This is a genomic window from Mucilaginibacter oryzae (genome assembly GCF_003148845.1).
Taxonomy (GTDB): Bacteria; Bacteroidota; Bacteroidia; order Sphingobacteriales; family Sphingobacteriaceae; genus Mucilaginibacter; species Mucilaginibacter oryzae.
On record NZ_QGHA01000004.1, the window covers coordinates 294684 to 321219 of the forward strand.

The following is a 26536-nucleotide window of genomic DNA, read 5'->3' on the forward strand; positions in this document are numbered from 1 at the left end:
CTGCAGCCTTCCCTTTTGTGAATGTATTTTAGCTGATCATAAGCTAAACCTCAATTAATACAGGTAATTTAACGCGATTTGATCATTAGCGTTAAAGGTACGGTCCGATCCGGTTGAGCAGGCCAACATCCATGATCCTGCATCGGCCTTGGTTGGCGTACCCGGAATGTTAATAGCACCTATACCTGCCGAACCTTCATTATCGCGCGCCCCGCCGCAACTGAACGCGCGGTTCATGTAATCGGTATGGCGGAACCCGATGCAATGGCCCATTTCGTGCTGTATTACCGAGGTAACGTAGCCCAGGTCAGGATTGCTGCCGTAGGCCTGCGCGTTGGTATTCATCTGGATCTGGCTGTAAGGGTTGCCGGATGATGTAGGGAAGCCCGATGAGCCCAGGGTAATGTAACCGCCGCTTGGTCCCTGGTTAAAACCGATAATTTGAATAGCGCCGCCGCTGCTTACCATTTGAAATTTAAGGGTAAGGTTTAAGGCGTTGTAACGTGCTACGGCGGCAGTAGCCGCGTTGAGGTAAACAGTAGGAAGGTTTGATACCGATACAGTAACCGTGCGTGGTAAGTTTTTAACCAGGTTTGTGGTGCGGTATTGCTCAACATCGGCAATGCGCAGGGTGGGGCTGGTGCTTACTTCTGCCAGGTTGGCAGGGGTTAGTAAAATATCGCCTTCAACAAGGTAATTATCGCCCTGGCGGTGTACATCATCGGTGCTGAAACCGAGGCTGGCTATGTTTTTCAACACATCATCAGATACTTCTGTTTTACCGGTTGTGCCGGTTTGTGTTTTGCTTTCTTTTTTACATGAGAATAGCACGGAGATTGCGATAAGCACACTTAACCCAATCCCAATTAAAAGGTTTCTTTTCATTGTTTTAGTTACGTTTAGATGTAATAAATTCTCAGCAACTGGCCAGCGCTATTAACTTATACGTAATATATAAATAAAAAGTTATTAATATTTAATTGATATTGAATAAAATATGCTTTTTATGGATAGTTTTATTTAAGCAATATGAAAATCATACTTTTAAATGTTTGAAAATCGATTTAGTATACACCAGTTTTTTTTGATCTTTTTTCGCTTTTTTATGCGGGAAATAGTTACAGGATAGCTACTTGACAACTTTCATAGCGCCGCGCAGTCGGCTCCGGCGTGTTTTCAGTTTCAGTATTTCCTTTCCATAATCAATAACCGCTTTATATTTCGTTAAAATATCACCGCCCAAAACACCCAAAACCTGCGGGTGGCCCATATGGCTGTAGGCTACGTTGATGGTAGACAGATCAAGCACAGCCACCTCAAATTCGGCAACGGCAAGTTCGCCGATGTGCAGATCGCTTACCGATGCCGTGAATGATTCCATGGTGTTGGTGCCAAGGCCGGTAGAGAGTTTGTCGCTGGCCATAATGTTCATCTGTTTATTGGCTTCGGCTAAAATCGTACGGTCCAGTGCGGTTTTGGAAGCGCCGGTATCCAGCACCATGGTAAAGGGCTGGGCAAATAATACAACGTCAACTAAGGGATGGAAGCCATCGCCATGCAGGTCGATGATGCGTAGCGGAACTGAAATGGTCATTTGTGAGATGTGCGGATTTTGGATGTGCAAATTACAGATTTGCAAATTTGCTGATTAAAATAGTTGATTCAAATAAAAAGCCCTGGCTGTTAACCAGAGCTTCTGTATGATAGTGATGTCAAATTAAAACGGATACCCGATGGCCAGGTTAAACACGCTCTTGTTAAAGTTAAAATCCCAACGCGGCTCATTGGCCCTAACATAAGGCGTACGCAGCGGGATACCCAGGTCGGTGCGCAGCACCAGCACCGTTAAATCAAACCTTAAACCGAAACCGGCATCAATTGCCAGGTCATTCAGGAAGCTTTTGGTAAATACCGCGCCCGGTTGCGAGCCGTTGGAGTGAAGAAGCCAGATATTACCCGCATCAACAAACAAAGCCCCGCGTACTATGCTGAACAGTTTTGGACGGTATTCGATATTAGCCTCCACCTTAATATCACCCGATTCATCGGCCAAAAATCCTCCGGTACCAACGCCCGTTTGCGGGTCAAATGAACCCGGGCCGATAGCCCTCGCCCTGAAACCACGTAAGCTGTTTGGCCCGCCGATAAAAAATTGCTGGCTATAAGGCAGTTGGGTTGAATTGCCGTACGGTAAGCCAACACCTACAATAAACCTTGTAGCAACGGTACTGTTGGGCGCTGTTTTATGAAAATACCTGATCTCGTTTTCCAGCTTTATAAACTGGTTGAATATAGCGCCGAATAGCTTTTTAGGTTTGCCGCCCGCGCTGTCGGCGCCGATTACCAAACCGTAGAGATTATTCGAGAGAGTTACTTTACCATTATAGTAAAAGGTATTGGTACGATAATCCTCGTTGGTATTGGTAAAAGTATAGCTATAACTTGGCCCCAATATAAACTGCTTATCAATCACATGCTTTAGGGCTGGATTAACAGGACCGTTCGCCGGATTTATACTTTGTTTATATTCATCAGAAACGCTCAGCGGGTTCACAAACTGAAAATTGATAAGATTAAGTTCATGTGAACGGTGCTCGGTTTCGCGCCACTGGTAACCGAATGATAAGTTGAACGAATTTAAGTTGTACAATTTTTGACGGTTAACAATAGAGTAGCCCAAACTTAGATTAGTATGTGGGATATAGGCATCCGCGGCTTTAGGGTAAATGGGGCCGATAAAACGTGGCCACGAAAGCGTTGTCTGGATACCGGCCTGGTACACGTTATACCCCGCGTTTTGCCCGCCTGCCTGCACATCGGTACTACCAAATAGCGTGATTTTTAATGATTCGGCGCCCTTAAAAGCATTGCGGTTTAGCCAGTTCAGGTTAACCTGCGTACCGGTGTAGTTGGCTGATGTGGTGCGGCCTAAAATATCCAGCGATAATGATTTCTTTTTATACTGCGTAAGGAAGTAGTACACATCCAGTTTTGACGAATCGGCGGATACGTCTTCAAACCGGTTTTTTACAAACTTGTACGGGCCCAGGTTAATGAAACGGTTTAAGGAGTTATTGTGCGCCGTACGGTTATAAACCTGGCCGGGGCGCATTAACACCGTATTGGCAAACACATAGGTATGCACCGTATTGCGGCGTTCAACTATATTGTACCATTTGTAAAAAATGGCTTTATCTTTCATCAGCGAGGTATCGCGCAGGGTATAGCTTGGGTAAACAAATATGTTGTTGATGGTATAAATGTTCTTCGCCCTGCCCGGCGTTTCGTTTTTAACGGCTACAAAAATATCAACCTGGTGCCCGGCAATCGTACTGTCTACGTGCATAATCAGGTCTTCAGGCGCGAAGTAATAAAACCCCTCTTCTTTCAGTTTGGCATCAATCCGTAAACGCTCGGTCTTGATTACATCCAGGTTATATTTATCGCCGGGCTTTAACAATGTTTTGGCCGATGTACCTGCAACAGCGGTATCGATACTGCTTTTACCCTGCGGGAAAACAACTTTTCTGATCTTATATCCCGGACCGGTTACGGCAGTATAAACCGCCTTGGCTACTTTTGAACCTGGTTTGCTCACGGTATCACCGCTTACCTGTGCCTGGAAATAACTTTCGTTTTGCAGGCGGTTTTGCAATATATTGCTGTTCTGTTCAAGGTTTACGGAACTTGCCAGTACCGGCGGCTCACCTTTTTTATGGAGCCAGTGCGCAAGGCCTTTGGTTTTTTTGGTTTGTGTTTTAAAGTATAGCCATAATTTAAAGCGCATGCCTAAAATAGTGCTGTTAGGCATCGGGCGCAATAAGGCGCCGAGTTCTTCGCTTAAGGCTTTCTTTTCGCTCTTTTTCAAAACAGAATCCTGTATCACTACTTCACCGCCTGTGTATAATTTCTGCCCGGGCGCCAGGAACTTGGTGGTACTGCAGGCACTCAGCAAAACAGAAGATAGCAGGATATATTTAAAATTTTTAGTCATATAGGCTTAGTTTGAAGTAGTTGTTTGGGGTTGCTTGTCTTGCTGCTGTTGCGTGTTTTTTTGCTCCAGCGCCTTATCGGCTTCCTTTTGCTGTTGGTCCTTTTTTTCCTTTTCCTCTTTTTGCTTTTGCTGGTATTCGCGGCGCAGCCTGCGTTCTTCAGGCGTACGCTTGCGGAAGATTTCCCGGAAACGGTTATAGTCAACCGTTAGCGTAAAGCCAACACCTGTTTCAATAATCTGGCCCTGAATCACAATAAACTCATCGCGACGGTAAGCGCGCAGGGTGTAACGGCCATCTTTACTTAATTTATAGGCGATGGATACGTCGCCGGCAATATTGGATGCTTTCTGGCCCTGCTGGTTGCCCTCCAGGTTAAAGTTATTGCCCACGCTTACGGTAAGTCTGTCGTTCAGGAAGCGTTTAGATAGGCCAACGTTCAAATCCGTCCGATTAGTGGCTGTTCCCGATGAGTAATCCTCGCCGGAGGTTAAGCCAAAATTCAGATCGACACCGGAAATTAAACTGCCTGCAAGCCTGTTTAACTGATCAGACAGTAAGCTGCTTACACTGTTGCGGATAGTGCCTTCTACAGTAGTACCTGCACCCTGGCTTTGCAGCGGGTTATCACCTATAAAGTGCCCCAGCACCAGCACGCCTAACACCTGTTTATTCAGTTCGTTAGGGTCCTGCCTGATCTGTGCGAGGCGGGTATTTACCGTGCTCACTACATCTGACGATACCGAGTACGTACTATCCGGCAGCACAATATCAAAACTGATATTAGGCGTAAGCAACTGGTCTTTTAGGTTAAGGTTAACATTGAAAGGCAGTTTTTGCTTGTACATGGTCATGTTCTGGGTTTCGGTGGTTTGATTTTCAACCAGGTCGATAGGGGGAACGTTGGCCACATAGATAGCCGTCAGGTCGATATTGGCGCTGGTAGGGTCGCCGGTCCATACAATGGTACTGCCTTTTTTAAAGTTGAAAGTACGTTTAACGGTGGCATAAGCCAGGTTATAAGAGCCGGAGTTAACCACATAGGTACCGGTAAGGTTGATCTTGCCGCTTGGGTCGATGCCGCCGTTCAGGTTCGCTTCGCCTTTCAGGTGTACCACATCGCCGTTGCGTTCGTCAATTACAATGGTAAAGGCGGCATTTTTATTAACGGTGATGTTAGCCGAAACATCAAGCCCTGTAACATCCGATTTTTTGAGCGAATCCAGCTGGCGGGCCAATAAAATCGAATCCATTTTAGGCGCGTCTTTATCAATAAAATCAACTACGCCTTTACGGTCTTCAACTGCCGGATCATTAGTTGGCAGCACAAAGGTCATGTCGGTTTTATCGTTTACCGTTAAGTTGGCATCAACTACAGGCTTCGCCATATTACCGCGGATTTTGATGCGGGTATCTACATAAAGCTTACCATAGTACAGTTTATTATCTGCCTGGGTTGAGTTGGTCACCCTGAAGTTGTCGGCATTGATATCCATCCCGAAAGCGAAATCGGTATAGGTTTTGGTGTAGATGCTGCCGCTAACCACCGCTTTTTGCCCTGTCGAATCAACTAAAGTAAAATCATTAAACCTAATGCCTTCGTTGTTGAAAGTGATGCTTTCCTGCGGCATCCTGAAGTAGGAGTTGAGCATGGATACATTAAATCCTACCTTATTAAAATGTACGTCGCCCCGTACCGACGGTGCCGCTGTTGTGCCGGATATTTTAAGGCCACCGGTAATATTACCCGTTGAATTGCGGATACTACCGAAGCTGAAGCCCTCGATACTCTTCATGCTCAGGTTAGCAATATTGAGGTCGAGGTCAAAACGGCTCTCGGGCGCGGTGTAATAGGTGCCGTTCAGATCAACCTGGTTACCTCTGCCGGTAATGTTCATTTGGGCGGCGTAGGCATTGGCAGTTTGGTTGTTCACCTTAAGGGCGATGTTGCCAACGGTATCTCCTTTAAAGTTGAAATCATTTACATTGATGGCGGCGGTAAACACCGGCGAGGTTTGGAAGTTGCTCACCTGTGCGTCGCCGTTAATGGTGCCGCCAACCTGCAATGAATCCTGTTTGGCCATTTTTGTCAATGCCTCAATATGGAAGTTATTGAACTTCACATTAAGCGGACTGTTAAATTCCTGGGTACTGCTGTTAATGCTCAATACCTGGTTGTTATTGGTAATGGCGAAATTGTGCGCCAGGATGCCCTTTTGCCCATATTGTAAAAAGTTGTCATCGCTAACAGCCCATGGCATATAATCAAGCAGCAGGCCATCTTTATTAAAGCTAAACTGGTACTCGTTAGGTAAAATGCTGAAGGTGCCCGCTATCCTGAAGCGTTCTTTTTTTGCGGCATCGCGAACCTGTATGCTTACACCTGCCTTATTATTCTGCGCGGCACCGGAAACGCTGGTGTACAACAGGTCTACCGAACTTCCAACTTTCACTTCATCAACCGAGAAGTTATAGTTAAGTGCATTATTAGCCGTATTGATGTTAAGCGATGCTTTATTAACCGTGTTGGTACCATAAACCACTTTAGGCAATGAACCTTTAACCACCAGTTCGCCGGTTTGGCTGTTAAAGCTGCCGTTAAGCAATACCGGGTCGAGCCGTTTCAGATCAGGTGCGAATTGGCTAAGCAACGGTGTTTTAACCAATCTCGCATCAAACGTAAACTGTTGCGCATCGTATTTAGCTGTCGGTGCAGGTTTGGTTTTAACCGTTTTGCCGCTTTTGCCTTTTACTGCTACCTGCTGACCGCCCGCTATGGCCGTATTAAAATATTTGTTGATTACATCCTGAATGGCCGGGCCAATTTGGGTAAGCTTATACTTACCGGCCATGTGTGCACTCATGACAGGGGTTTTTAAACGCAGTGTACTGCTATCGGCAGTCGCGGTAGATACCAGGCTGATGGTATCCATTTTAATGCGCTGCGTTTTATTCACCAGCAGCAGGTCGGTGGCTTTGATATCGGCGTTCAAATAATCCGGATCGGCAGTTGGCATGTCTGCCACGATCTTGCCGTGAAAGCGCATCTCATCCTTAACAAAATTCAAATTTTTAAGGTTGATGCTATCCACATTTAAAGTGGCTTTAACGGCCGGATATTTTTTGCTAAGATTTGCTTTGGCATCCAAACTGAAATTGATATTAGGATCTTTCATGGTGGCAACGGCCGTATAAGCGCCGTTGCTTGATGTGCCTTTCATTACCAGGTTTTGATAGGTATAACCTTTTACATAAGCCTTGGCCACATTGCCGTTAAACGCTATGCTTGCCTTTTTGGGGTCGAGGCCGGTTCCTTTCAAATCAGCGCTCATGGTAATGCGGCCAACCATTTGCGGCTGTTTGGTAAGCGCGCCAACATTCAGCTCGTTTGCTTTGATGTTAGCGGTATAGGCAGCCGCGTTTTTATTTTGCCCGTTTTTTAAGTTGGCAATTAAATCAATCGCGCCATAGCTTGAGCGGAGCACCATTTTGGTGTTAAAACTGTACATGCTCCCTTTAAAAATACCTTTAAGGTTCATTTTTTCGGGGATACTCACATTTGGCGGGATGCTGCCCGCCGGGGCCAGCCTGGCTATATCACTCCGGCTGGTGCTAAAATCGGTTAGGTTAACATCAAAGGTTGCCTTATTTACATCGGGCAGGCCTTTCATTTTGGCAGATGCCTTGATGTGCGTACTGCTTAAGCCGGTAACTTCGAGGTTAGGGATGTCCAGGTTGTTTACTTGTCCGCTTACTTTGCCGTTAATTTTAAACACGGTACCCGGCGATGATTTAAAAGGCTCCATGCCGGCCATGGTTGGCATCAGCAATAAAACATCTTTTAAACCCAAACGGCTGCCATCTAAATTGGCATTGATGCCCAGCACACCGATGTTTTTGGTAATGGCATCAATAGATGGGTAACGCACCTGTATTGATTTTTGCAGCGTGGTATTCGGCGTTTCCAGCAACAGGTCATTCATATACGCATTGGTCGGCCCGTACAGGAACGCGGTGTGGAACTTATTAACCTTTAAACCGCTTTTTTCATTAAAGCTGAAAGAATTGATCTTGCCTGAAATGGTATCCGGACTGTAAGAAATTTCTTCGGCTTCGGCATTCAGGCTGCGGATATCCATGTGACCAAAATCAAGGCCTTTTGCAATAGCTTTCTGCGCCTCGTTATCAAACTTGATATCATCGTCAGTGAAAGTAACTTTGCCAATGGTTGCCCGCCAGGCCGATTTAGTTGGCGATGATACCAGCGTATCCAGTTTTTTAACCGCTTTAACAACCTCTTTGGCTACGGTTTTAGGCTTGGCTAAAGTTAGGCCTGCTTTGGTATCGCTTAACTCGATGTTTTTGATCCCTACTTTCTGGTTTTTCAGGTCGATCTTATCCATCTCTACCAAAAACTTACTCAGGTCAACTTTGGCACCCATTTCGGCGCTTTGGTAGTCTACTTTTATTTTGGAGATATCGATCACGCCTAAGTTCAGGTCCATGTTTAACGGGGCCGTTGTGGTATCTGGAGGCGGCGGACCAACCGGCGTCTGGATGATCTTCGCGTTCACGTCGCTCAAGGTGATCTTTGGTATGGTGAATTTCATCTTATCCAGGTCAAAATCCTTAACCCGGGTATCAAAATGGCCCAGTAAAAATTGTACATCATTACCGGTAATGGCATCCTTATATTTTACGTTGATCTTATCGAGGATAATCTTATCAACAGAAAACTTCATGGTTGAGGTGGTATCGGTAGGCTTCACCTCTTTTTTCTGTTCACCCGCAAAGGCTTTCATAATGTAATCGAAGTTGAAAACACTATCGGCGCCGCGGTTTACGTTGGCGGTAATGCCCTGCAGGTTGATCTCGTTCACCTCAACCTGATTGTGCAGCAGTTTCAGCATGCTGATATCAACCTTCAGTTTATCGCCGGCTATCAGGGTGTCTTTTTTCTGATCTTCAAAATACACATTTTCTAATACCAATAATTTAGGCAAACCGAGGCTGATATGCCCGATCTGGACTTTGGTATGAATTTTATTTTGTAAAAAAGTTACAGCTTTGTTTTTAGCGAAGTTTTGTACAGCAGGTACCTGTATCAAAATTACTACAAGGATAACCAGCAGAACTACACTTACCAGTATCCAAAGAATGGTTTTAAGGGTTATTCGTAGTATTTTTTTCAATGGTATAAGTATTTCAAAGGTTAAGATGATTAAGCTTCATTATAAACAAATAGAACGCCAAGCAGCGGTCAGCCCCCTCTAAATCTCCCCCGGTAGGGGAGACTTTTAATTTAACTTTTTTAAAGCCCTCCCTTCCGGGGAGGGTTTGGGTGGGGCTATCGGGTGAGGCTTTTTATTTTCAACACCCAATCGCTGAACTTGTTTTTTGATAACTTTGCATTTCATAACGATTTTGTTGAAACGGATTTACTATGCCTGATTTTTCTCACCTCCACGTACATACCCAATTCTCGCTGCTTGACGGTGCCGCCGATATCTCGAAGCTGTACAAAAAAGCCGCTAAGGATGGTATGAAAGCCCTCGCCATTACGGATCATGGCAACATGTTCGGCGTATTTAAATTTGTGGCCGAGGCCGGTAAACACAATGTAAAACCCATTGTGGGCTGCGAGTTTTATGTGGTTGAAGATAGGCATAAAAAGCAATTTACTAAAGAGAATAAGGATGTAAGGCGCCACCAGCTGATGCTGGCTAAAAACCCGACAGGCTATAAAAACCTGGTTAAATTATGCTCATTGGGTTATATGGAAGGCCTGTACAGTAAATGGCCACGTATTGATAAGGAACTTATTTTAAAATACCACGAAGGCATTATAGCCACCACCTGCTGCATTGGCGCATCGGTGCCCCAGGCTATTTTGCGTGACACGCCCGAAAACGCGGAAAAGGAATTTAAATGGTGGCTTGACCTGTTTGGCGAGGATTTTTATATCGAACTGCAACGCCATGACATCCCGGAGCAGCAGATTATCAATAATGTACTGCTTACCTATGCTAAAAAGTACAACGTAAAGGTGATCTGCTCCAACGATTCGCATTACGTGGATCAGCAGGATTCGAACGCGCACGATATTTTGCTTTGCGTAAACACCGGCGATATGCAAAGCACGCCGATAGCAACCGACGAGGAAGGCGGTAAAGGCTATCGCTTCGGTTTCCCTAACGACCAGTTTTATTTTAAAACACAGGCCGAAATGGGGCAGCTGTTTCATGACCTGCCCGAATCGTTAGATAATACCAACGAGATTGTTGACAAGGTAGAGGTGTTGAAGCTTAAGCGCGACATCCTGCTGCCCAACTATATCATCCCCGAAGAATTTAAAATTCACAAAACGCCCGATGCCGATACCCTGAACCAATGGGAGTACCTGAAGCACCTTACGTTTATGGGGGCCAAGGAGCGTTATATCGATATCAGTCCGGAGGCTGAAGAGCGCATTAACTTCGAGTTGTTCACCATCCGTACCATGGGTTTCGCCGGTTACTTTTTGATTGTGGCCGACTTTATCAAGGCCGGGCGGGATATGGGCGTATTTATTGGTCCGGGTCGTGGTTCGGCGGCGGGATCGGTGGTGGCTTATTGTATCGGGATCACCAATATCGACCCGATCAAATATAACCTCCTGTTCGAGAGGTTCCTGAACCCCGACCGTAAATCAATGCCCGATATTGATACCGACTTTGACGATGCCGGAAGACAGCGCGTTATCGACTATGTGGTTGATAAATATGGTAAAAACCAGGTGGCCCAGATCATCACCTACGGTTCGATGGCTGCCCGTACCAGCATCCAGGATGTGGGCCGCGTATTGGATATGCCCCTGGCCGATGTAAGCGCCATGAAAAAGCTGGTGCCCGAAACTTTGGGGATCACTCTGAAAGACGCTATTGAGCAGGTGCCGGAATTAAAAGAGATCCTGAACGGTAACGACCTGAAAGCCCAGGTACTGCGCGAGGCCGAAAAACTGGAGGGTTCGGTACGTAATACAGGTGTACACGCTGCGGGTATCATCATTGCCCCTTACGATTTAACGGAGATTGTACCCGTGGCAACGGCAAAGGATTCGGACCTGTTGGTTACCCAGTATGATGGCCGTGTAATTGAGGATGCAGGCGTAATCAAGATGGACTTTCTGGGGCTCAAAACCCTTACCATTATTAAGGATGCCCTGCGGATGATCAAGCAAAACCATGGTATCACTATAGATATTGATTACATCCCGCTAACAGATCAGAAAACCTACGAACTTTACCAGCGCGGCGATACCAACGGTACTTTCCAGTTTGAAAGTGACGGTATGCAAATGTACCTGCGCGAGTTAAAGCCCGATAAGTTTGAGGATTTGATAGCCATGAACGCCCTGTACCGTCCGGGCCCTATCGAGTATATCCCTAACTTTATTGCCCGTAAGCATGGCCGCGAGCCTATTGTGTTCGATTTACCAGATATGGAGGAATACCTGGGCGAAACTTATGGTATCACCGTATACCAGGAACAGGTGATGCTCCTGTCGCAAAAGCTGGCAGGCTTCAGTAAAGGCGACGCCGACGTTTTGCGTAAGGCGATGGGTAAAAAGCAGATTGAGGTACTGAACAAAATGGAGGCCCAGTTTATGGACGGGGCCGTTGCCAAAGGCCACCCCAAAGATAAACTCACCAAAATCTGGACCGACTGGAAGGCTTTCGCCCAATACGCGTTCAACAAATCGCACTCAACCTGTTACGCCTTTGTGGCTTATCAAACCGCGTACCTGAAAGCACATTACCCTTCCGAGTACATGGCGGCGGTATTGAACAACCAGAACAACATCGAAAAGATCACCTTCTTTATGGAGGAGTGCCGCAGGATGGGGGTAGAGGTGCTGGGCCCGGATATCAACGAATCGGACATGGCCTTCGCGGTGAACAAGCGCGGGCAGGTGCGTTTCGGGTTAACCGGTGTTAAAGGTGTGGGCGATAAGGCGGTTGAAAGTATTATTGAAGAGCGCGCTGCAAATGGTCCATTCGAAAGCGTATATGATTTCGCGCGCCGGTCAAATACCAGGAGTGTTAACCGTAAATCGTACGAGAACCTGGTTTATGGCGGTGCTTTTGACGGTTTCGGCCTTAAACGTGCGCAATTTTTCGCCAAAACGGAGCTCGGTACCTTAACAGGTGTAGAGCGGCTGATTAAGTATGCCAACGATTACCAGAATGTACAAAGCAGCTCGCAATCGTCATTATTCGGCGGTTCGGTAGCATCTTACGTGCCCGAGCCTGCCATGCCCGATGTGGACGAGTGGCCGCTGATTGAAAAACTGAAACACGAAAAAACGGTTATCGGCATTTATTTAACCGGGCACCCGCTGGATAATTACAAGGTTGAATTGAAGCGTTTTTGTAACGCTACGGTAAGCGATTTGAAACTGATGCAAAAAGCCCGCTCGGGCGAGGGCGGCGAAGACGTTACCGCGGCCTTTAACGAGTTGCGCCGAAGAGGCGAACTCAGAATAGGTGGTTTGGTAGCCAACGTTCAGCATAAAATAACCAAAACAGGCAAACCCTTCGGTACTTTTGTGCTGGAGGATTATAATGAGTCGTACGAGTTTGCCCTTTTTGGCGATGATTATGTGAAGTTTCGGAACATGATGATGGATGGTTACTTTTTGCATATCAAGGGCACCATCGAAGAAAAATTCCGCCAGAAGGATAACTGGGACCTGCGCATTACGGTGATGGACCTGCTATCCGAAATGCGCGATAAGCTTACCAAATCATTAACGGTTTGTATCGATGCGAACAAGCTTACCAGCAAGCTGCTTGATGATATACAGCAGATGATCAATGAAAATAATGAGAAGTACCCGGTAAAAAACTGCAAACTCCGCTTCCAGATCAGGGACAGGGAAGAGTTAATGCAGGTTGAGCTATCATCCAAATCATTTAAAGTAAGCCCCAGCGATGAACTGATGGAAGGGATATTCAGCTTGACTAATGAGGAGCCGGTGCTGAGTTAAAAAGTTAAACTTATGAGTGAAACTAAACCGAACGAAGAACCATAGAATCATTGGGATGACGCGGATTTCTTAAATGAATTGCAATCGCGGGTTGATGATTATGAGAAGAGTGGGAGAGTTAAAGGTATCAGTTGGGAGGAGTTTAAAGCCAAAATCAGGAATTGTAATAATGATCAATCCTCTTGGTAATTTACCTCAAATCACCAACCCTAATTCCCCGCCCGCTCGCTGCGCTCGCTTAGCTGTTTAATAAGTTCGTCATTAAACTCCTGTTCGCTTTTGTACAGGATGCTCACTTTTTCGGGCGGAAGTATTTTGGCAAACAAATCGCGGTAGCGTTTGCGGATGCCTACCAGCTGGCTTTCGTAATAAATTTCCTTATCAATCTGTTCGGTGCCGTTGGTGGATGAGTTTGAGTTGTTTAAACGCTTCAGGATCCTCACCGCTGTAAGTTCCTGCTGGTACTGGCTGTACAGGGGCCAGAATTTGGTAGCTTCGTCATCGGTTAAATCAAGCTGCCTGCTGATGTACCTGTTACGGGCGGCTTCCAGCTTCTTGCCCATTCCGCCTTTTTTGGGGCGCGCCGGGTTAAGCTGAGGCCGGGAAGGGGTTTGAGCGGGTACAAAGCGGTTTACCTGCGCCTGCCCCTCATAGCCTATCGCCACAACAAATAAAACAATACAAATATGCCTGATCAAACTATTCATTAACTATTGTCTCCCTGTTTAATTATCTATATAATCCGACAGATCTTCATCTGCATTACCCGCATTGGCTTTTTGGTTGGCATCCATCAGCGTGCGGGTATCGCTCGCGTCCATATGCAACTGCAGGTAACTTTTAATTTCATCAACCGGTACAGACGATACCTCCTCGTGCAGGTATGAATGATCATGATCAGGAGACTGGATATCTCCCCTAAAAATAACACCAACACCCAATATCAAGGCAAAGCAGGCGGCGGTGGCATACCTGATAGTCGGCGAAGACCAAAGCCTCCTAACCATACCTTTTTTCTGAACAGGCTTGTTTTTGTTGATACTAACAACGTTATCCGGCTCAAGCACTACTTCAACCTCTGCGTTAACGGTTTTATCCAGTATGCGCCGGTTAAGCTGTTCGAAGTAGTTAATTGGCACAACAAAACCTTCTTCTTCCGCATTCATGGCTTCCTCAACCGCTATGCGGCTTTGGATGTTGCTGCTCAGCTCCTCAAAATAATTTTCAGGAACGGTAAAGCCCTCATCGCCCATGGCCTGCTCAACAGCTATGCGGCTGCGGATGTTACTGCTCAATTCATCAAAGTAGCCTTCCGGCACGGTGAAACCTTCATTACCCATCGCATCCTCAACCAATATACGGCTCTGGATATTGCTGCTCAGCTCGTCGAAATAGTTTTCGGGCACCGTAAAGCCCTCGCCCGCCTTTATGGCTTCATCAACCACAATGCGGCTTTGAATATTGCTGCTTAGCTCATCAAAATAGTTTTCGGGTACGGTAAATCCCGAATCTCCGGCGCTTAAAGCACTTTCAATATTTATACGGCTCCGGAGGTTGTTCTCTAATTCGTTGAAGTAGTTTGCCGGTACGGTGTACCCTGCAGATGGATAATTTTTTAACCCCTCAAGCCTTATGCGTGTTGTAATGTGCTGCGCTAACTCATGAAAATAGCCTTCAGGCACTGTAAACGGGTTAGTTAAGCTAACCTGTTTCAGCGCGATGAAATCATCCAGCCATTCCCTATTGTCCATATCGCTTTTCATACACAACTATAGATTAGTAATGTGCTAAAAGGTTTAACGTAAATTAAAAAATTAATCTTTACCCAGCAAGTGCGCTTCTATCTTCTTAACCGCCAGGTGAAAAGACGCTTTTAAGGCCCCCACGCTGGTACCCAAAACCTGCGACATTTCTTCGTACTTCATGTCTTCATAATATTTCATATTGAAAACAAGCCGTTGTTTTTCGGGCAGGGTAAGCAGGGCTTCCTGCAGTTTACGCTGCGCAGTGTCGCCGTTAAAATAGGTCGAGTCGGCCAGGGTATCGGCCAGTTCGTAAGCAACATCATCCAACGGTATATTATTTTTCTGTTTTTTCTTGTTCAGAAAGGTAATACACTCGTTGGATGCTATCCTGTACATCCAGGTGTACAGTTGCGCGTCGTTTCTGAAACCGGCAAGGTTTTTCCAAACCTTTACAAAAACATCCTGAACCAGGTCATCCGCGTCGTCATGGTCAACAACCATACGGCGGATGTGCCAGTATATTTTTTGCTGGTACTTTTTCAACAACAGGTTAAACGCCTCATTCCGGGTCTTTTCGTCCTGAAATTTGCTTAATATCTCTGAATCTTCAACCTGTACCGACATTTTTTAGAATTTTATTAATGTTAAAGGTTTATTAAGCCTTTTTGTTTTTTCTTTCGATGGCCTTTTTAGCTGCCGCCACAATATGATCCGCGTCCAGGCCATATTTGGTCATCAGTTGTTCAGGCGTACCGCTTTCGCCAAAGCTGTCGTTTACAGCTACGTACTCTTGCGGGGTTGGGTTGTTTGCAGCCAATACCTGCGCAACGCTATCACCCAGGCCACCTAAACGGTTATGCTCTTCGGCGGTAACCACGCAGCCTGTTTTTGCTACCGATTTTAAAATAGCTTCCGCGTCGAGCGGTTTAATGGTGTGGATGTTGATGATCTCGGCATCGATACCTTCCTCAGCCAATTTCTCGCCGGCAAGGATAGCTTCCCATACCAGGTGACCGGTAGCGAAAATACTTACATCAGCGCCTTCGTTTACCATCCAGGCTTTGCCAATTTCAAATTTCTGATCAGGATCGGTAAAGATAGGCACCACAGGCCTGCCGAAACGTAAATAAACCGGGCCTTCATACTCGGCGATAGCCATGGTAGCGGCTTTGGTCTGGTTGTAATCGCAAGGGTTGATCACCGTCATGCCTGGTAACATTTTCATCAGGCCGATGTCTTCCAGGATCTGGTGGGTAGCACCATCTTCACCCAGTGTTAAACCGGCGTGCGAAGCGCAAATTTTAACGTTTTTATTTGAGTAAGCTACTGATTGGCGGATCTGATCGTAAACCCTGCCTGTAGAAAAGTTGGCGAATGTACCGGTAAAAGGAATTTTACCGCCAATGGTCATACCGGCGGCAATACCAATCATGTTGGCTTCGGCAATGCCAACCTGTACAAAACGTTCAGGAAATTCCTTAATAAAATCCTGCATTTTCAACGAACCAATCAGGTCGGCACAAAGGGCAACAACTTGGTCGTTTTTTCTGCCGGCTTCCAGCAATCCGGCGCCAAAACCCGAGCGGGTATCTTTTTTATCTGTGTAAGTATATTTTTTCATTTTGCCTCACCCTCCCCTCATCCAAGGAAAGGAATTTGGTTTTAAATCGTGATAATAAATTGATGTTTTTAATGCTCCCCCTTCAGGGGGCCGGGGGGCTTAATAATCGCCCAGTGTTTCTTCCAACTGTGCTAAAGCCAGTTTAAGCTGCTCATCATTTGGCGCAACACCGTGCCATTTGTGGCTGCCCACCATAAAGTCAACACCATAGCCCATTTCGGTATGCATCAAAATCATAATCGGTTTACCCTGACCGGTGCGGCTTTTCGCTTCTTCAAGCACCCTAACCACATCGGCCATATCATTACCTTTCATATCCAATACATCCCAGCCAAAAGCTTCCCATTTAGCGCGAAGATCGCCTAATGAAAGTACCTGTTTGGTAGGGCCATCAATTTGCTGACCGTTAACATCAATGGTAGAGATCAGGTTATCAACGTGGTTGTGCGGAGCAAACATCGCCGCTTCCCAGATCTGGCCTTCCTGGATCTCGCCGTCGCCATGTAAGCTAAACACCAACGATTTATCGCCGTTTAATTTTTTGGCAAGCGCTGCGCCAATAGCCACCGATAAGCCCTGACCTAATGAGCCCGAAGCGATGCGGATGCCCGGAAGGTGCTCATGCGTAGTTGGGTGGCCCTGTAAACGTGAGTTCAGTTTACGAAAGGTTGCCAGTTCGGCTTTATCAAAATAACCGGCATGTGCTAAAGTGCTGTAAAACACGGGCGAAATGTGGCCGTTTGACAGGAAGAAAATATCTTCGCCAATGGCATCCATGTTAAATTTAGGGTCGTGGTTCATTACCGAAAAATATAGCGCGGTAAAGAAATCTGTACAGCCCAAAGAGCCGCCCGGGTGGCCCGACTGGCAGCCGTGTACCATGCGTACAATGTCGCGCCTGATTTGCGACGCGGTTTTTTCTAAAGTTTGTAAGTCTGCTTTCATTAATTGATAATAGGGAATGCTAAAGTAGCTATTATGATTGTGTTTTTAACACTTATTTTACAAGGTCCAGCACCTGTTGTGATGAAGCTTTGGTATCAACCTTAGTTATCACGTGCTTAATAATCCCCTCTGCATCAATTACAAATGTGGTTCGGGCGGTGCCCATATATTTTTTGCCGTACATATTTTTTTCAACCCAAACGCCGTAGGCTTCCACAATTTCGTGGCTGCTGTCGGCAATCAGGGTAAATGGCAGGCTATATTTTGTTTCAAACTTTTTGTGCGATTTTTCATCGTCGGTGCTAACACCTATTACTTCATAACCCTTACCTAAAAGCGATTGGTAATTGTCGCGAAAATCGCACGATTCGGCGGTACAGCCGGGTGTATCGTCTTTAGGATAAAAATACAGGATCACATTTTTGCCACGGTAATCGGCAAGGGATACGGCTTTGCCGTTTTGATCGTTAGCGGTAAAATCAGGGGCTTTATCGCCTTCTTTTAATGTTGTCATGGTATAAGGTACTTATCTGTAAAAATCGGCGGTAAATTCCGAAAAATTATTCTTGTTATCAACTAACTCCAACTTGAACACGTGTTTACCGGGTACAATATCGGCATTAAACGTGTAACTTAATATTTTACTTTTATAATCATGCTCCATCAGCACCCATTTTCCGTCGATGGTGCCGGTATAGCTTTTAATTCCTGATAAATTATCACTCATCCTGAAATTTATACTACGGGCGGCTTTCATATTAGCTCCGTTTTTAATATTGAGCGGATGTATTACCGGCGGTACGGTATCTACGTTAATATAATAATCGCCAAAGGCCGTAACCTGCGATACTACGTAACCATCCTTATAATACCCGCCCTGGCAACCGCCCCAGCTACTCACAATAACAGCCTTATCGGCATATTTACCCAAATCAACATCGGGTTTGATCCAAATCTCGTAGCTTTCATGTACCGGCGTTAAACGGTTGTGAATATGGTGCACAGCCGAATAAGCTCCCGGTAGTTTGGCTGAAGCCGAGTATTGAAAATCGAGGTCGTCATACAAATTGCCGGGCATTACAATCACCTTAACCTTATCGTTGCTAAACTCGCTGCGTTTATCATAATACAGCATGGTACCGGTGGGCTTAGCCGGAGGCTGCACCACAAAAGGCGATGATTTTACTTTGATTTTGAGCGATGAGGCATTCCCGGCCACATCTTTTACCACATACTCAACATCGTGCAGGGCGTTGTCGTTAAAAGTGATGATACCACGGTTTATGGATTGAGGGTACAGCGAAATATGGCTACCCGGCAAAATAAAGCATTTCTGCATCCAGCGGCGGGATGATTCATAGGCCGGGAAATCGATATATGCGTTGATGGCATGAGTTTGATCAAACGCGAAACGTTCTACAGCAAATGTATAAACCGTTTTGCCATCCAGCTTTAGTTCGATAGAATAGATCCCGTTATGGTTGAACGAGGTACTGTTCATATCAGTGGTATTGATACCAAAACCGATGTTGCCGCTCAACTCAAGCGTTTGGGGCTTTATTAAATGATAATTACCTGCCGCACCGGTTACACCCAAAAACTCCTTAGGTGTTTTTTCGCTGAATGGCTTGTTATTGAGGTGATAGATGCCGATAGACGTGATAGTTGGCGGTACCTTATCCGGAATAGTTAAGCCGAATAATTGCGGGTTAATCGTTTCTTCGGTTTTGCTGTCGCGGATTTCAAAATGCACATGCGGCCCGGCAGAGGCCCCCGCGTTGCCGGAGATCGCTACCACCTCATCCTTTTTAACAGGTACCTGCGTTGGGTTCAGGTTAAAATCGGCTTCGTAGGTTTGATGCTCATACTGGTATTTTTTAACCAATTCAATAACCGCCGCGCTAAAACTTTCCAGATGCCCGTAAACAGTAGTGTACCCATTGGGGTGGGTGATATAAATAGCCCGGCCAAAGCCGCCAAACTGTACCCTCACCCTCGAGATATAACCTTCGGCAGCGGCATGCACCGGGTAACCGGTACGTTGGTTGGTTTTAAAATCCAGGCCCGAATGGAAGTGCGAGGGCCTCAACTCACCGAACGACCCGGCAGTTGTAGGCGGTGTTAAATCGAGCGGGTAGCGGAAATAGTTTTGCGGGTATTGCCTGCTTTGTATAATAGTTTGCGCTGCTGTGCCTGCATAAATACCCAGGCACAGCGCGCCTGTAACCAATAGCTTTTTAATCATGCTTATTTAACGTAAAAATCAAGCATTTTTTCATCCTGAAGATAACCTTCAAGCCTGTCGCCGATTTTTACTTTTGATACACCCGCAGGGGTGCCGGTAAATATTAAGTCGCCTTTTTTAAGCGTGATGTATTGTGAAACAAAGGCGATGATACGCTCGAAAGAAAAAAGCAAATCGCGGGTATTGCCCTGCTGGCGGGTTTCGCCATTGATATCTAACCTTAAATCAAGCTCATAAACCGATTCGAACTTCAATTTCGGCACGAAGTTGCTGATAGGTGCCGAACCATCAAAAGCTTTAGCCAGTTCCCATGGCAGGCCTTTCTCTTTATGGCGGCTTTGAATATCGCGGGCGGTAAAATCTATCCCCAGGCCAATCTCTTCGTAATAGCCCGAAGCAAATTTTTCACTGATGTGTTTGCCTTCCTTGCTGATCTTTAAAACCAGCTCAATCTCGTGGTGAACATCTTCCGAAAATTCGGGGTGATAAAATGGCTTGTTATCTTTTAGCAAAGCCGTTTCGGGCTTCATAAATATTACCGGCGCGGTTGGTACCGGGTTATTGAGTTCTTTGGCGTGTTCGGCGTAGTTGCGGCCAATAGCAATAATTTTCATAATGAACGCTGTAAACGCCAAAGCTAAAAAATTTGGATGGTTTCCGTGTGTTGTTGGTGTTGTCGCCAACAACTTTTTGCATATAATCCTTAATCCTTGCGCTCGTTTGTAAACGGGCGCTTAATATTGGTTCGCGTTTATAACGCAAACCACGCGATACAATCGCGAAACCACGTTAAGCACTCGTTGCAAACGAGCGCAAGAAGTCAAATTTGGGTGGTTTCCGTGCTTTGTTGGTGTTGTCGCCAACAACTTTTTACACATAACCCTAATCCTTCTTAATCCTTGCGCTCGTTTGCAACGAGCGCTTAATATGGGTTTGCGTTTATAACGCAAACACGCGATACAATCGCGAAACCACGTTAAGCGCTCGTTGCAAACGAGCGCAAGAGAAAGAACAAACGAGCACAAAAAGCCAAGAAAAGTTTTCTGCTGGTTTTTAAAAAGAGTGATTTGATTACAATACCAAAATCCGCTTAATTACGGATTCGGTTCCGGCTACTACCCTAACAAAGTAAAAACCGCGGGTAAGTTTATTCGCTACCGGGTAGTTAAGGTTATGGTCGCCCGATTCAACTCGTTGCGAAAACACCGTGGATATATCATTACCCAACACATCCTTTATTTTTATGGTAACATTAGAGTTGCGGGATATGGAGTATTTAAGGTTAAACTGATCAGTTACCGGGTTAGGGTAAACTTCTACGTCGCTGAGCAGTTTATCATCCGGCCGGGCAACGTTTACTTTTATATTTGAGGTTACCGCCGGCTTAAGGGGCGGCAAAGCCAAATGGAGCCCATTTTTTAAGTACGAATTTTTAACCGGCTTGGTCTTCCCCCGCAATAATATGGTATCTGCTTTAAACTCTTTTTTAGGCGGCTTCAAATCGGCGGTAAAGGAAAAGCTTATGAAGATCGCTGCCGCAATCATCACCACCCAGGCATAGGTATACACATAAGCATATGTAAAACTTCTCCTCATATTAGTTTAATGCTACAAAAGTATAAATAAAGCGCTCACCAAATTATATTTTGCGGTTTTTGTAAAACTTTTTAACAATTTTTAACAGAACAGGCACTTATTGTACAATAGACACAATATTTCTTTATACGTTTAACCTGCCTGATGGTTTAACCAAAAAAATTAATATTTTTGCCATCTCTAAATCATAAAAGTGTCAAGTCATAAAGATCTGCATAAACTGTCGGCCGCCGGCTTTCTAATCAGTTTAGGAATAATTTACGGTGATATTGGTACCTCCCCGCTATACGTATTCAAGGCCATAGTTGGTCAGCAACAAATTTCCGAAACGTTGATCCTGGGAGGGGTTTCCTTAATTTTCTGGACCCTTACGTTACAAACCACCATCAAATACGTGGTTATTACCTTAAGGGCGGATAATAAAGGCGAGGGCGGCATTTTTTCGCTGTTTTCGCTGGTGCGCCGCCGGGCCAAGTGGCTCATCATACCCGCGGTTGTGGGCGGTTGCGCGCTCCTGGCCGATGGTATCATCACCCCGCCAATCACCATCTCATCGGCTATTGAGGGTTTACAAACCTATCAGCCTAATTTACCGACCGTTTATATTGTAATGGCCATCATTACGGCGCTGTTTATTATCCAGCAGTTTGGTACTTCGCTTGTAGGTAAGGCATTCGGCCCTATTATGTTTATCTGGTTTACCATGATGGGCGTACTGGGCGTTAGTTACATTATTCATGATCCGTTGATCATCCGGTCATTAAACCCTTATTATGCTATTAAACTGCTTACCTCAAGCTCGAGCGATGGCGCGTTTATTGTATTAGGTGCGGTTTTCCTGTGTACCACCGGCGCCGAAGCCTTATACTCAGATTTAGGGCACTGTGGCAAAGCAAACATTCGCGTAAGCTGGGTATATGTAAAAGTATGTTTAATATTAAACTACCTGGGCCAGGCAGTTTGGCTATTACAGCGCAACGGCCACGTGCTTGACCTGAACGCCAACAACCCTTTTTATAAAATCATGCCCGAGTGGTTCATGATCTTCGGTATCGGTATAGCTACGGTAGCTGCTATTATTGCCAGCCAGGCGCTAATTTCCGGATCGTTTACGCTGATAGCCGAGGCCGTAAGGCTCAACCTGTGGCCCAAGGTCCGCATTAACTATCCATCCGAACAAAAAGGGCAATTGTATGTACCAAGTGTTAACTGGCTGCTTTGGGCAGGCTGCCTGGGTGTGGTTTTGATCTTCAAACATTCAGATAAAATGGAGGCGGCTTACGGTTTAAGTATTACCGTGGCCATGCTCATGACCACCATACTGGTATCCAAATTCCTGAAACGCAAAAAGGTTCCCAATTATATTATCAATACGTTCCTGGCTATATATCTTCTTATTGAGGGTACTTTCCTTACCGGTAACCTGCACAAGTTTTTAGATGGCGGCTGGTTTACCTTATCTATCGGCTTCGTGCTGTTCACCGTAATGTGGACCTGGCACACCGCGCGCAAGATCAGGAACCGCTATGTGAAATTTGTAGAGATTGAGGATTACTTCGAGATTATTAAAGAGTTGAGCATGGACGAAAGCGTGCCTAAATATGCTTCACAGCTGGTTTACCTTACCAGCGCCAACTTCAATTCAGAAATTGAATCGAAAATTGTTTACTCGATACTACAGAAACAGCCCAAACGTGCCGACGTATACTGGCTGGTACACGTTGACGTTGTGGACGAGCCTTACAAACGCGAATATGAAGTTGACCACCTGGTGCCGAATAAGCTCATCCGCATTGATTTTAAATTAGGTTTCCGTGTTGAACAACAGATCAACCTGCTATTTAGAAAAGTGGTGGAAGACCTGGTTAAAAAAGGTGAAGTTGATATTACCAGTACCTACAAATCCCTCAATAAACATAAAATTGTAGGCGACTTCCGTTTTGTGGTGATCGAGAAGGTATTCTCCCGCTCGCATAATCTTTCGTTTATCGAAAGATTTATTATGGATTACTACAAGCAGCTTAAAAAAGTGAGTTTATCCGAAGAGCGCGGTTTCGGCCTCGACCTGAGCTTTGTAACGGTAGAGAAAGTACCACTGGTACTGGCCATGCCCGAATCTATCGAGATCCACCGGGTTAATTAAAAAACATCCTAATAAGCAAGCCTTCCGAAAAAACGGGAGGCTTTTTATTTTGAGTCAGGCCTTGCTGACGTGGCAGCAGGTTTAAATATCCGCTTTTACCGTTTCTTCCTGATCTTTGACTAAGGTATAACAAGTATAATCCGGCTGCACCACTTCGCCGCTGGCATTGGTTATGGTCATGTAATTGCTGCCCCATCTTTCGAGGGTATAGAATATGGATGATAGCTCTTCGCCAATCGGGGTAAGCGCGTATTCAACCCTTGGCGGCACTTCCGGGAACACTCTCCGGGTTACTATACCGTCTTCTTCCAACTCGCGGATCTGTTGCGAAAGCATCTTTTCGGTCATGCCCGGTATGGCGCGGTTTATTTCGCTGTAACGTTTCTGGCCGGATAGCAATTGGTTTATTATCCTCAGCTTCCACTTACCGCTTATCACGCTCAGCGCTGCCGCCATGGTGCATGAATTATCTGAATGTCTGTTTTTTGTCATATTAAAATGGCGATGTATCGATTGCATCAAACCGGCTCATAACCTACCAAAAAGTGCGTTGCACACTAAATGGTGCATTCTTGACCGGCCTTGTTTGGCGGTATACCTTTGATGTATCAAATCAAAGATAATGAAAAAGTTACAAGGAAAAACAGCAGTAATTACAGGCGGTAACAGTGGCATAGGCCTGGCCACAGCACAGGAATTCATTGCACAAGGTGCAAAAGTGATTATTACCGGCAGAAGCGAAAAAGCTATTAACGAGGCCGTTGAATTGTTAGGCGCCGACGCCAAAGGCGTAATTGCCGATAGCGGCGACATGCAGCAGGTAAGCCAGCTTGGCGAAAAAGTGAAAGCCATTACCGAAAAAATTGACATTGTGTTTATCAATGCCGGTATAGGCCAGTTCAACTCGACCGAGCAAATGAGCGAGCAGATGTTTGACGAGATCATGAATGTTAACTTTAAGGGTGCTTACTTCAGCATCCAGCAATTGCTGCCTTTAATTAATGACGGCGGATCAATTATTCTCAATACTTCAATTAATGCCCACATTGGTATGGCAGGCGCTACAGTTTACGCGGCCAGTAAAGCGGCATTGCTTTCATTAGCTAAAAATATCTCTGCCGAGTTGTTGCCACGTCGGATCAGGGTTAACTCGGTAAGTCCTGGTCCGGTTGTAACGCCTTTACACACTGCAGATAAATTAGGCTTAACCCAGGAACAACTGGAAGGCATGGGTGCCGAGTTGGTAAAACAAATTCCGGTAGGCCGCTTTGGTTTAGCTGAAGAAATTGCTAAAGCTGTTACCTTCTTCGCATCAGATGATTCAACTTTCGTGATCGGTGCAGAGCTGATTGCAGATGGCGGTATGGCTACTTTGAAAGGCGCGTAAACCCCTCTAAATCTCCTCCGAAGGGGAGACTTTAAGAACGTTACTCTTTGGAGAATTGGGGTGAATGAAGAGTGGAGTAACGCAAAACGACTGGCGGCTTAGCTTCCGGTCTTTTTTGTTTGAACTTAAATTTTAAGGAATTTTAAGAATTTATAAAAATTGCCAAGCACTCTGCCCGTTCACTAAATTCCTTAAAATTCGAGTTCAGACAATTTGATCGGACACCCTTAATGTTAATTAAACCGCCGATGTGAAAAAGTAACCCAGCCGATGAGTTGTAAATATGCACTGTAAACAGGTTATTTGTATTATAACACCATGTCGCAAGCATATCACCAGGGCGCAAACGCGACAAATAGTCACATTTGCGTTAAGGGTGGGGGTTATGTTAATATAATTGTCACAATGTCAGCAATGCACTTGTGGCAAGCAATTTGAATAGTATATATTTGTAACTACAAAATTTAAAAAATAGAAATCATGGCTTTAGAAATAACTGATGCAAACTTTGACGAGCTTGTCCTGAAATCAGACAAACCGGTATTAATTGACTTTTGGGCAGAATGGTGCGGTCCGTGTAGGATGGTTGGTCCGGTAGTTGAAGATATTGCAAAAGAATACGAAGGCAAAGCTGTTGTTGGTAAAGTAGACGTTGACAACAACCCAGGTATATCTGTAAAATACGGTATCCGTAACATCCCTGCCTTATTGTTCTTCAAAAATGGCGAAATTGTGGATAAACAAATCGGCGCTGTGCCAAAATCAGTATTAACTGATAAACTTGCAAAACAGTTAGCATAACCCCAATTAAATTTATCTGATGCTATTCACTGTAGCATTAACACAACATATATAAGTGAAAAAGCGTTGCAATTTTGCAGCGCTTTTTTTATGCCTATATTAGCTTATGCCCAAATTAAACGAAGAACAGCAGATCAGGCAACTGGCCAACCTCGAACTTTTGGCCCGGCAGGTGGTTGAGGGTTTTATAACCGGTTTGCATCAAAGCCCCTTCCATGGTTTTTCGGTTGAGTTTGCCGAACACCGGCTGTATAACAGCGGCGAATCGGTAAAAAATATCGACTGGAAGCTGCTGGCCCGTACCGATAAGCTGTTTGTTAAACAATTTGAGGAAGAAACCAACCTGCGTTGTTTCCTGTTGCTGGATACTTCATCATCCATGAACTTTCCGGAGAGCGGTACCAGCAAGCTTCAATTTTCGGTTTACGCCATCGCATCGCTCATGTACCTGTTTAAAAAACAGCGCGACGCTTTTGGGCTTTGCCTGTTTTCGGATAAGATTGACTGGATCAGCGCGGCCAAGTCAACTACCACACACCTGTTTTACCTTTATGCCGAGCTTGAAAAAATGTATGCCGCCCCCAGGCTAAACACACCCACAAATATTACCGGTGTACTTCACCATATAGCTCGCGAAATTCACCAGCGATCATTAGTGATAATTTTTAGCGATATGCTGGAAAACAGCCTGAACGCTGAAAAACAGCAGGCGCTGTTCGCGGCTATTCAGCATTTAAAATTCAACAAGCATGAAGTGGTTATTTTTAATGTAACCGATAAACAAAAAGAACTGGACTTTAATTTTGATAACCGCCCGCACCACTTTGTGGATATTGAAAGCGGCGAAGAATTGAAGGTGAACCCGGTCCGTGTGCGGGAAGCATATAAAGCATCGTTAAACCAATACCATCACCAGCTTGCGCTAAAATGCGCCCAATACCACATCGATTTAGTTGATGCCGATGTTAACGAGGGATATCATCATATCTTAAATACCTACCTGATCAAGCGGAACAAAATGATATAATAAACA

At 45.3% G+C, this 26536-nt stretch carries 19 protein-coding genes; 5 read left to right on the forward strand and 14 right to left on the reverse strand.

The genetic code is table 11. The features are described from left to right. Positions 1-54: 54 nt before the first annotated feature. The 4 genes from LX99_RS13095 to LX99_RS13110 form a co-directional block, all read right to left on the reverse strand. Positions 55-885, reverse strand: a complete 831-nt coding sequence (locus LX99_RS13095) for a M57 family metalloprotease (RefSeq protein WP_109608284.1) — start codon at positions 883-885, stop codon at positions 55-57. 244 nt (positions 886-1129) lie between these two features. Continuing rightward, a complete protein-coding gene (locus LX99_RS13100) occupies positions 1130-1594 on the reverse strand; it encodes an aspartyl protease family protein (protein WP_109608285.1) in 465 nt (154 codons plus the stop codon). A gap of 123 nt (positions 1595-1717) precedes the next feature. Beyond that, positions 1718-3994: a translocation and assembly module lipoprotein TamL gene (gene tamL, locus LX99_RS13105; RefSeq protein ID WP_109608286.1), complete on the reverse strand. Its 2277-nt coding sequence runs from the start codon at positions 3992-3994 to the stop codon at positions 1718-1720. Positions 3995-4000: 6 nt separating this feature from the next. Beyond that, positions 4001-9184 carry a translocation/assembly module TamB domain-containing protein gene (locus LX99_RS13110; RefSeq protein ID WP_109608287.1) on the reverse strand — a complete coding sequence of 1728 codons (5184 nt, stop codon included), beginning with the start codon at positions 9182-9184 and terminating at the stop codon, positions 4001-4003. A gap of 251 nt (positions 9185-9435) precedes the next feature. Between LX99_RS13110 and dnaE the strand changes: the two genes are divergently transcribed. Then, positions 9436-13020 carry a DNA polymerase III subunit alpha gene (dnaE, locus tag LX99_RS13115; protein ID WP_109608288.1) on the forward strand — a complete coding sequence of 1195 codons (3585 nt, stop codon included), beginning with the start codon at positions 9436-9438 and terminating at the stop codon, positions 13018-13020. Positions 13021-13229: 209 nt separating this feature from the next. On the opposite strand, the gene LX99_RS13120 is transcribed toward dnaE, so the two are convergent. The 9 genes from LX99_RS13120 to LX99_RS13160 form a co-directional block, all read right to left on the reverse strand. Further along, entirely contained in the window at positions 13230-13727 is a 498-nt protein-coding gene (locus LX99_RS13120) for a hypothetical protein (RefSeq protein WP_022832893.1), read from the reverse strand. Between the two features lie 18 nt (positions 13728-13745). Beyond that, positions 13746-14783: a hypothetical protein gene (locus LX99_RS13125; protein WP_109608289.1), complete on the reverse strand. Its 1038-nt coding sequence runs from the start codon at positions 14781-14783 to the stop codon at positions 13746-13748. A 51-nt stretch (positions 14784-14834) separates the two neighbouring features. Then, positions 14835-15389 carry an RNA polymerase sigma factor gene (locus LX99_RS13130; RefSeq protein ID WP_109608290.1) on the reverse strand — a complete coding sequence of 185 codons (555 nt, stop codon included), beginning with the start codon at positions 15387-15389 and terminating at the stop codon, positions 14835-14837. A 31-nt stretch (positions 15390-15420) separates the two neighbouring features. Beyond that, positions 15421-16386, reverse strand: a complete 966-nt coding sequence (locus tag LX99_RS13135; RefSeq protein WP_031266682.1) for a transketolase family protein — start codon at positions 16384-16386, stop codon at positions 15421-15423. 99 nt (positions 16387-16485) lie between these two features. Further along, the gene (locus LX99_RS13140; protein WP_022831992.1) at positions 16486-17331 is read right to left on the reverse strand and encodes a transketolase; all 846 of its coding nucleotides are present in this window, start codon (positions 17329-17331) and stop codon (positions 16486-16488) included. A 52-nt stretch (positions 17332-17383) separates the two neighbouring features. Continuing rightward, positions 17384-17845: a thioredoxin-dependent thiol peroxidase gene (gene bcp, locus LX99_RS13145; protein ID WP_109608291.1), complete on the reverse strand. Its 462-nt coding sequence runs from the start codon at positions 17843-17845 to the stop codon at positions 17384-17386. Between the two features lie 12 nt (positions 17846-17857). Beyond that, on the reverse strand, positions 17858-19576 hold the full coding sequence (locus LX99_RS13150; RefSeq protein ID WP_109608292.1) for a M23 family metallopeptidase: 1719 nt from the start codon (positions 19574-19576) through the stop codon (positions 17858-17860). Between the two features lie 2 nt (positions 19577-19578). After that, positions 19579-20190, reverse strand: coding sequence for a fumarylacetoacetate hydrolase family protein (locus LX99_RS13155; protein WP_109608293.1), 612 nt, complete (start codon positions 20188-20190; stop codon positions 19579-19581). Positions 20191-20647: 457 nt separating this feature from the next. Beyond that, the gene (locus LX99_RS13160; protein WP_109608294.1) at positions 20648-21172 is read right to left on the reverse strand and encodes a T9SS type A sorting domain-containing protein; all 525 of its coding nucleotides are present in this window, start codon (positions 21170-21172) and stop codon (positions 20648-20650) included. Between the two features lie 193 nt (positions 21173-21365). On the opposite strand from LX99_RS13160, the gene LX99_RS13165 reads away from it, so the two are divergent. Continuing rightward, entirely contained in the window at positions 21366-23315 is a 1950-nt protein-coding gene (locus LX99_RS13165) for a KUP/HAK/KT family potassium transporter (protein ID WP_109608295.1), read from the forward strand. 81 nt (positions 23316-23396) lie between these two features. On the opposite strand, the gene LX99_RS13170 is transcribed toward LX99_RS13165, so the two are convergent. Further along, positions 23397-23807, reverse strand: a complete 411-nt coding sequence (locus LX99_RS13170) for a winged helix-turn-helix transcriptional regulator (protein WP_109608296.1) — start codon at positions 23805-23807, stop codon at positions 23397-23399. A gap of 130 nt (positions 23808-23937) precedes the next feature. On the opposite strand from LX99_RS13170, the gene LX99_RS13175 reads away from it, so the two are divergent. The 3 genes from LX99_RS13175 to LX99_RS13185 all read left to right on the forward strand — a co-directional run bounded on the left by LX99_RS13175 (position 23938) and on the right by LX99_RS13185 (position 26530). Then, on the forward strand, positions 23938-24702 hold the full coding sequence (locus LX99_RS13175) for an SDR family oxidoreductase (protein ID WP_109608297.1): 765 nt from the start codon (positions 23938-23940) through the stop codon (positions 24700-24702). Positions 24703-25182: 480 nt separating this feature from the next. Further along, positions 25183-25503, forward strand: a complete 321-nt coding sequence (gene trxA, locus LX99_RS13180; RefSeq protein ID WP_022831961.1) for a thioredoxin — start codon at positions 25183-25185, stop codon at positions 25501-25503. A 106-nt stretch (positions 25504-25609) separates the two neighbouring features. Then, complete coding sequence (locus LX99_RS13185) at positions 25610-26530, forward strand: DUF58 domain-containing protein (RefSeq protein WP_109608298.1); 921 nt, start codon at positions 25610-25612, stop codon at positions 26528-26530. The last annotated feature ends 6 nt before the right edge of the window (positions 26531-26536 follow it).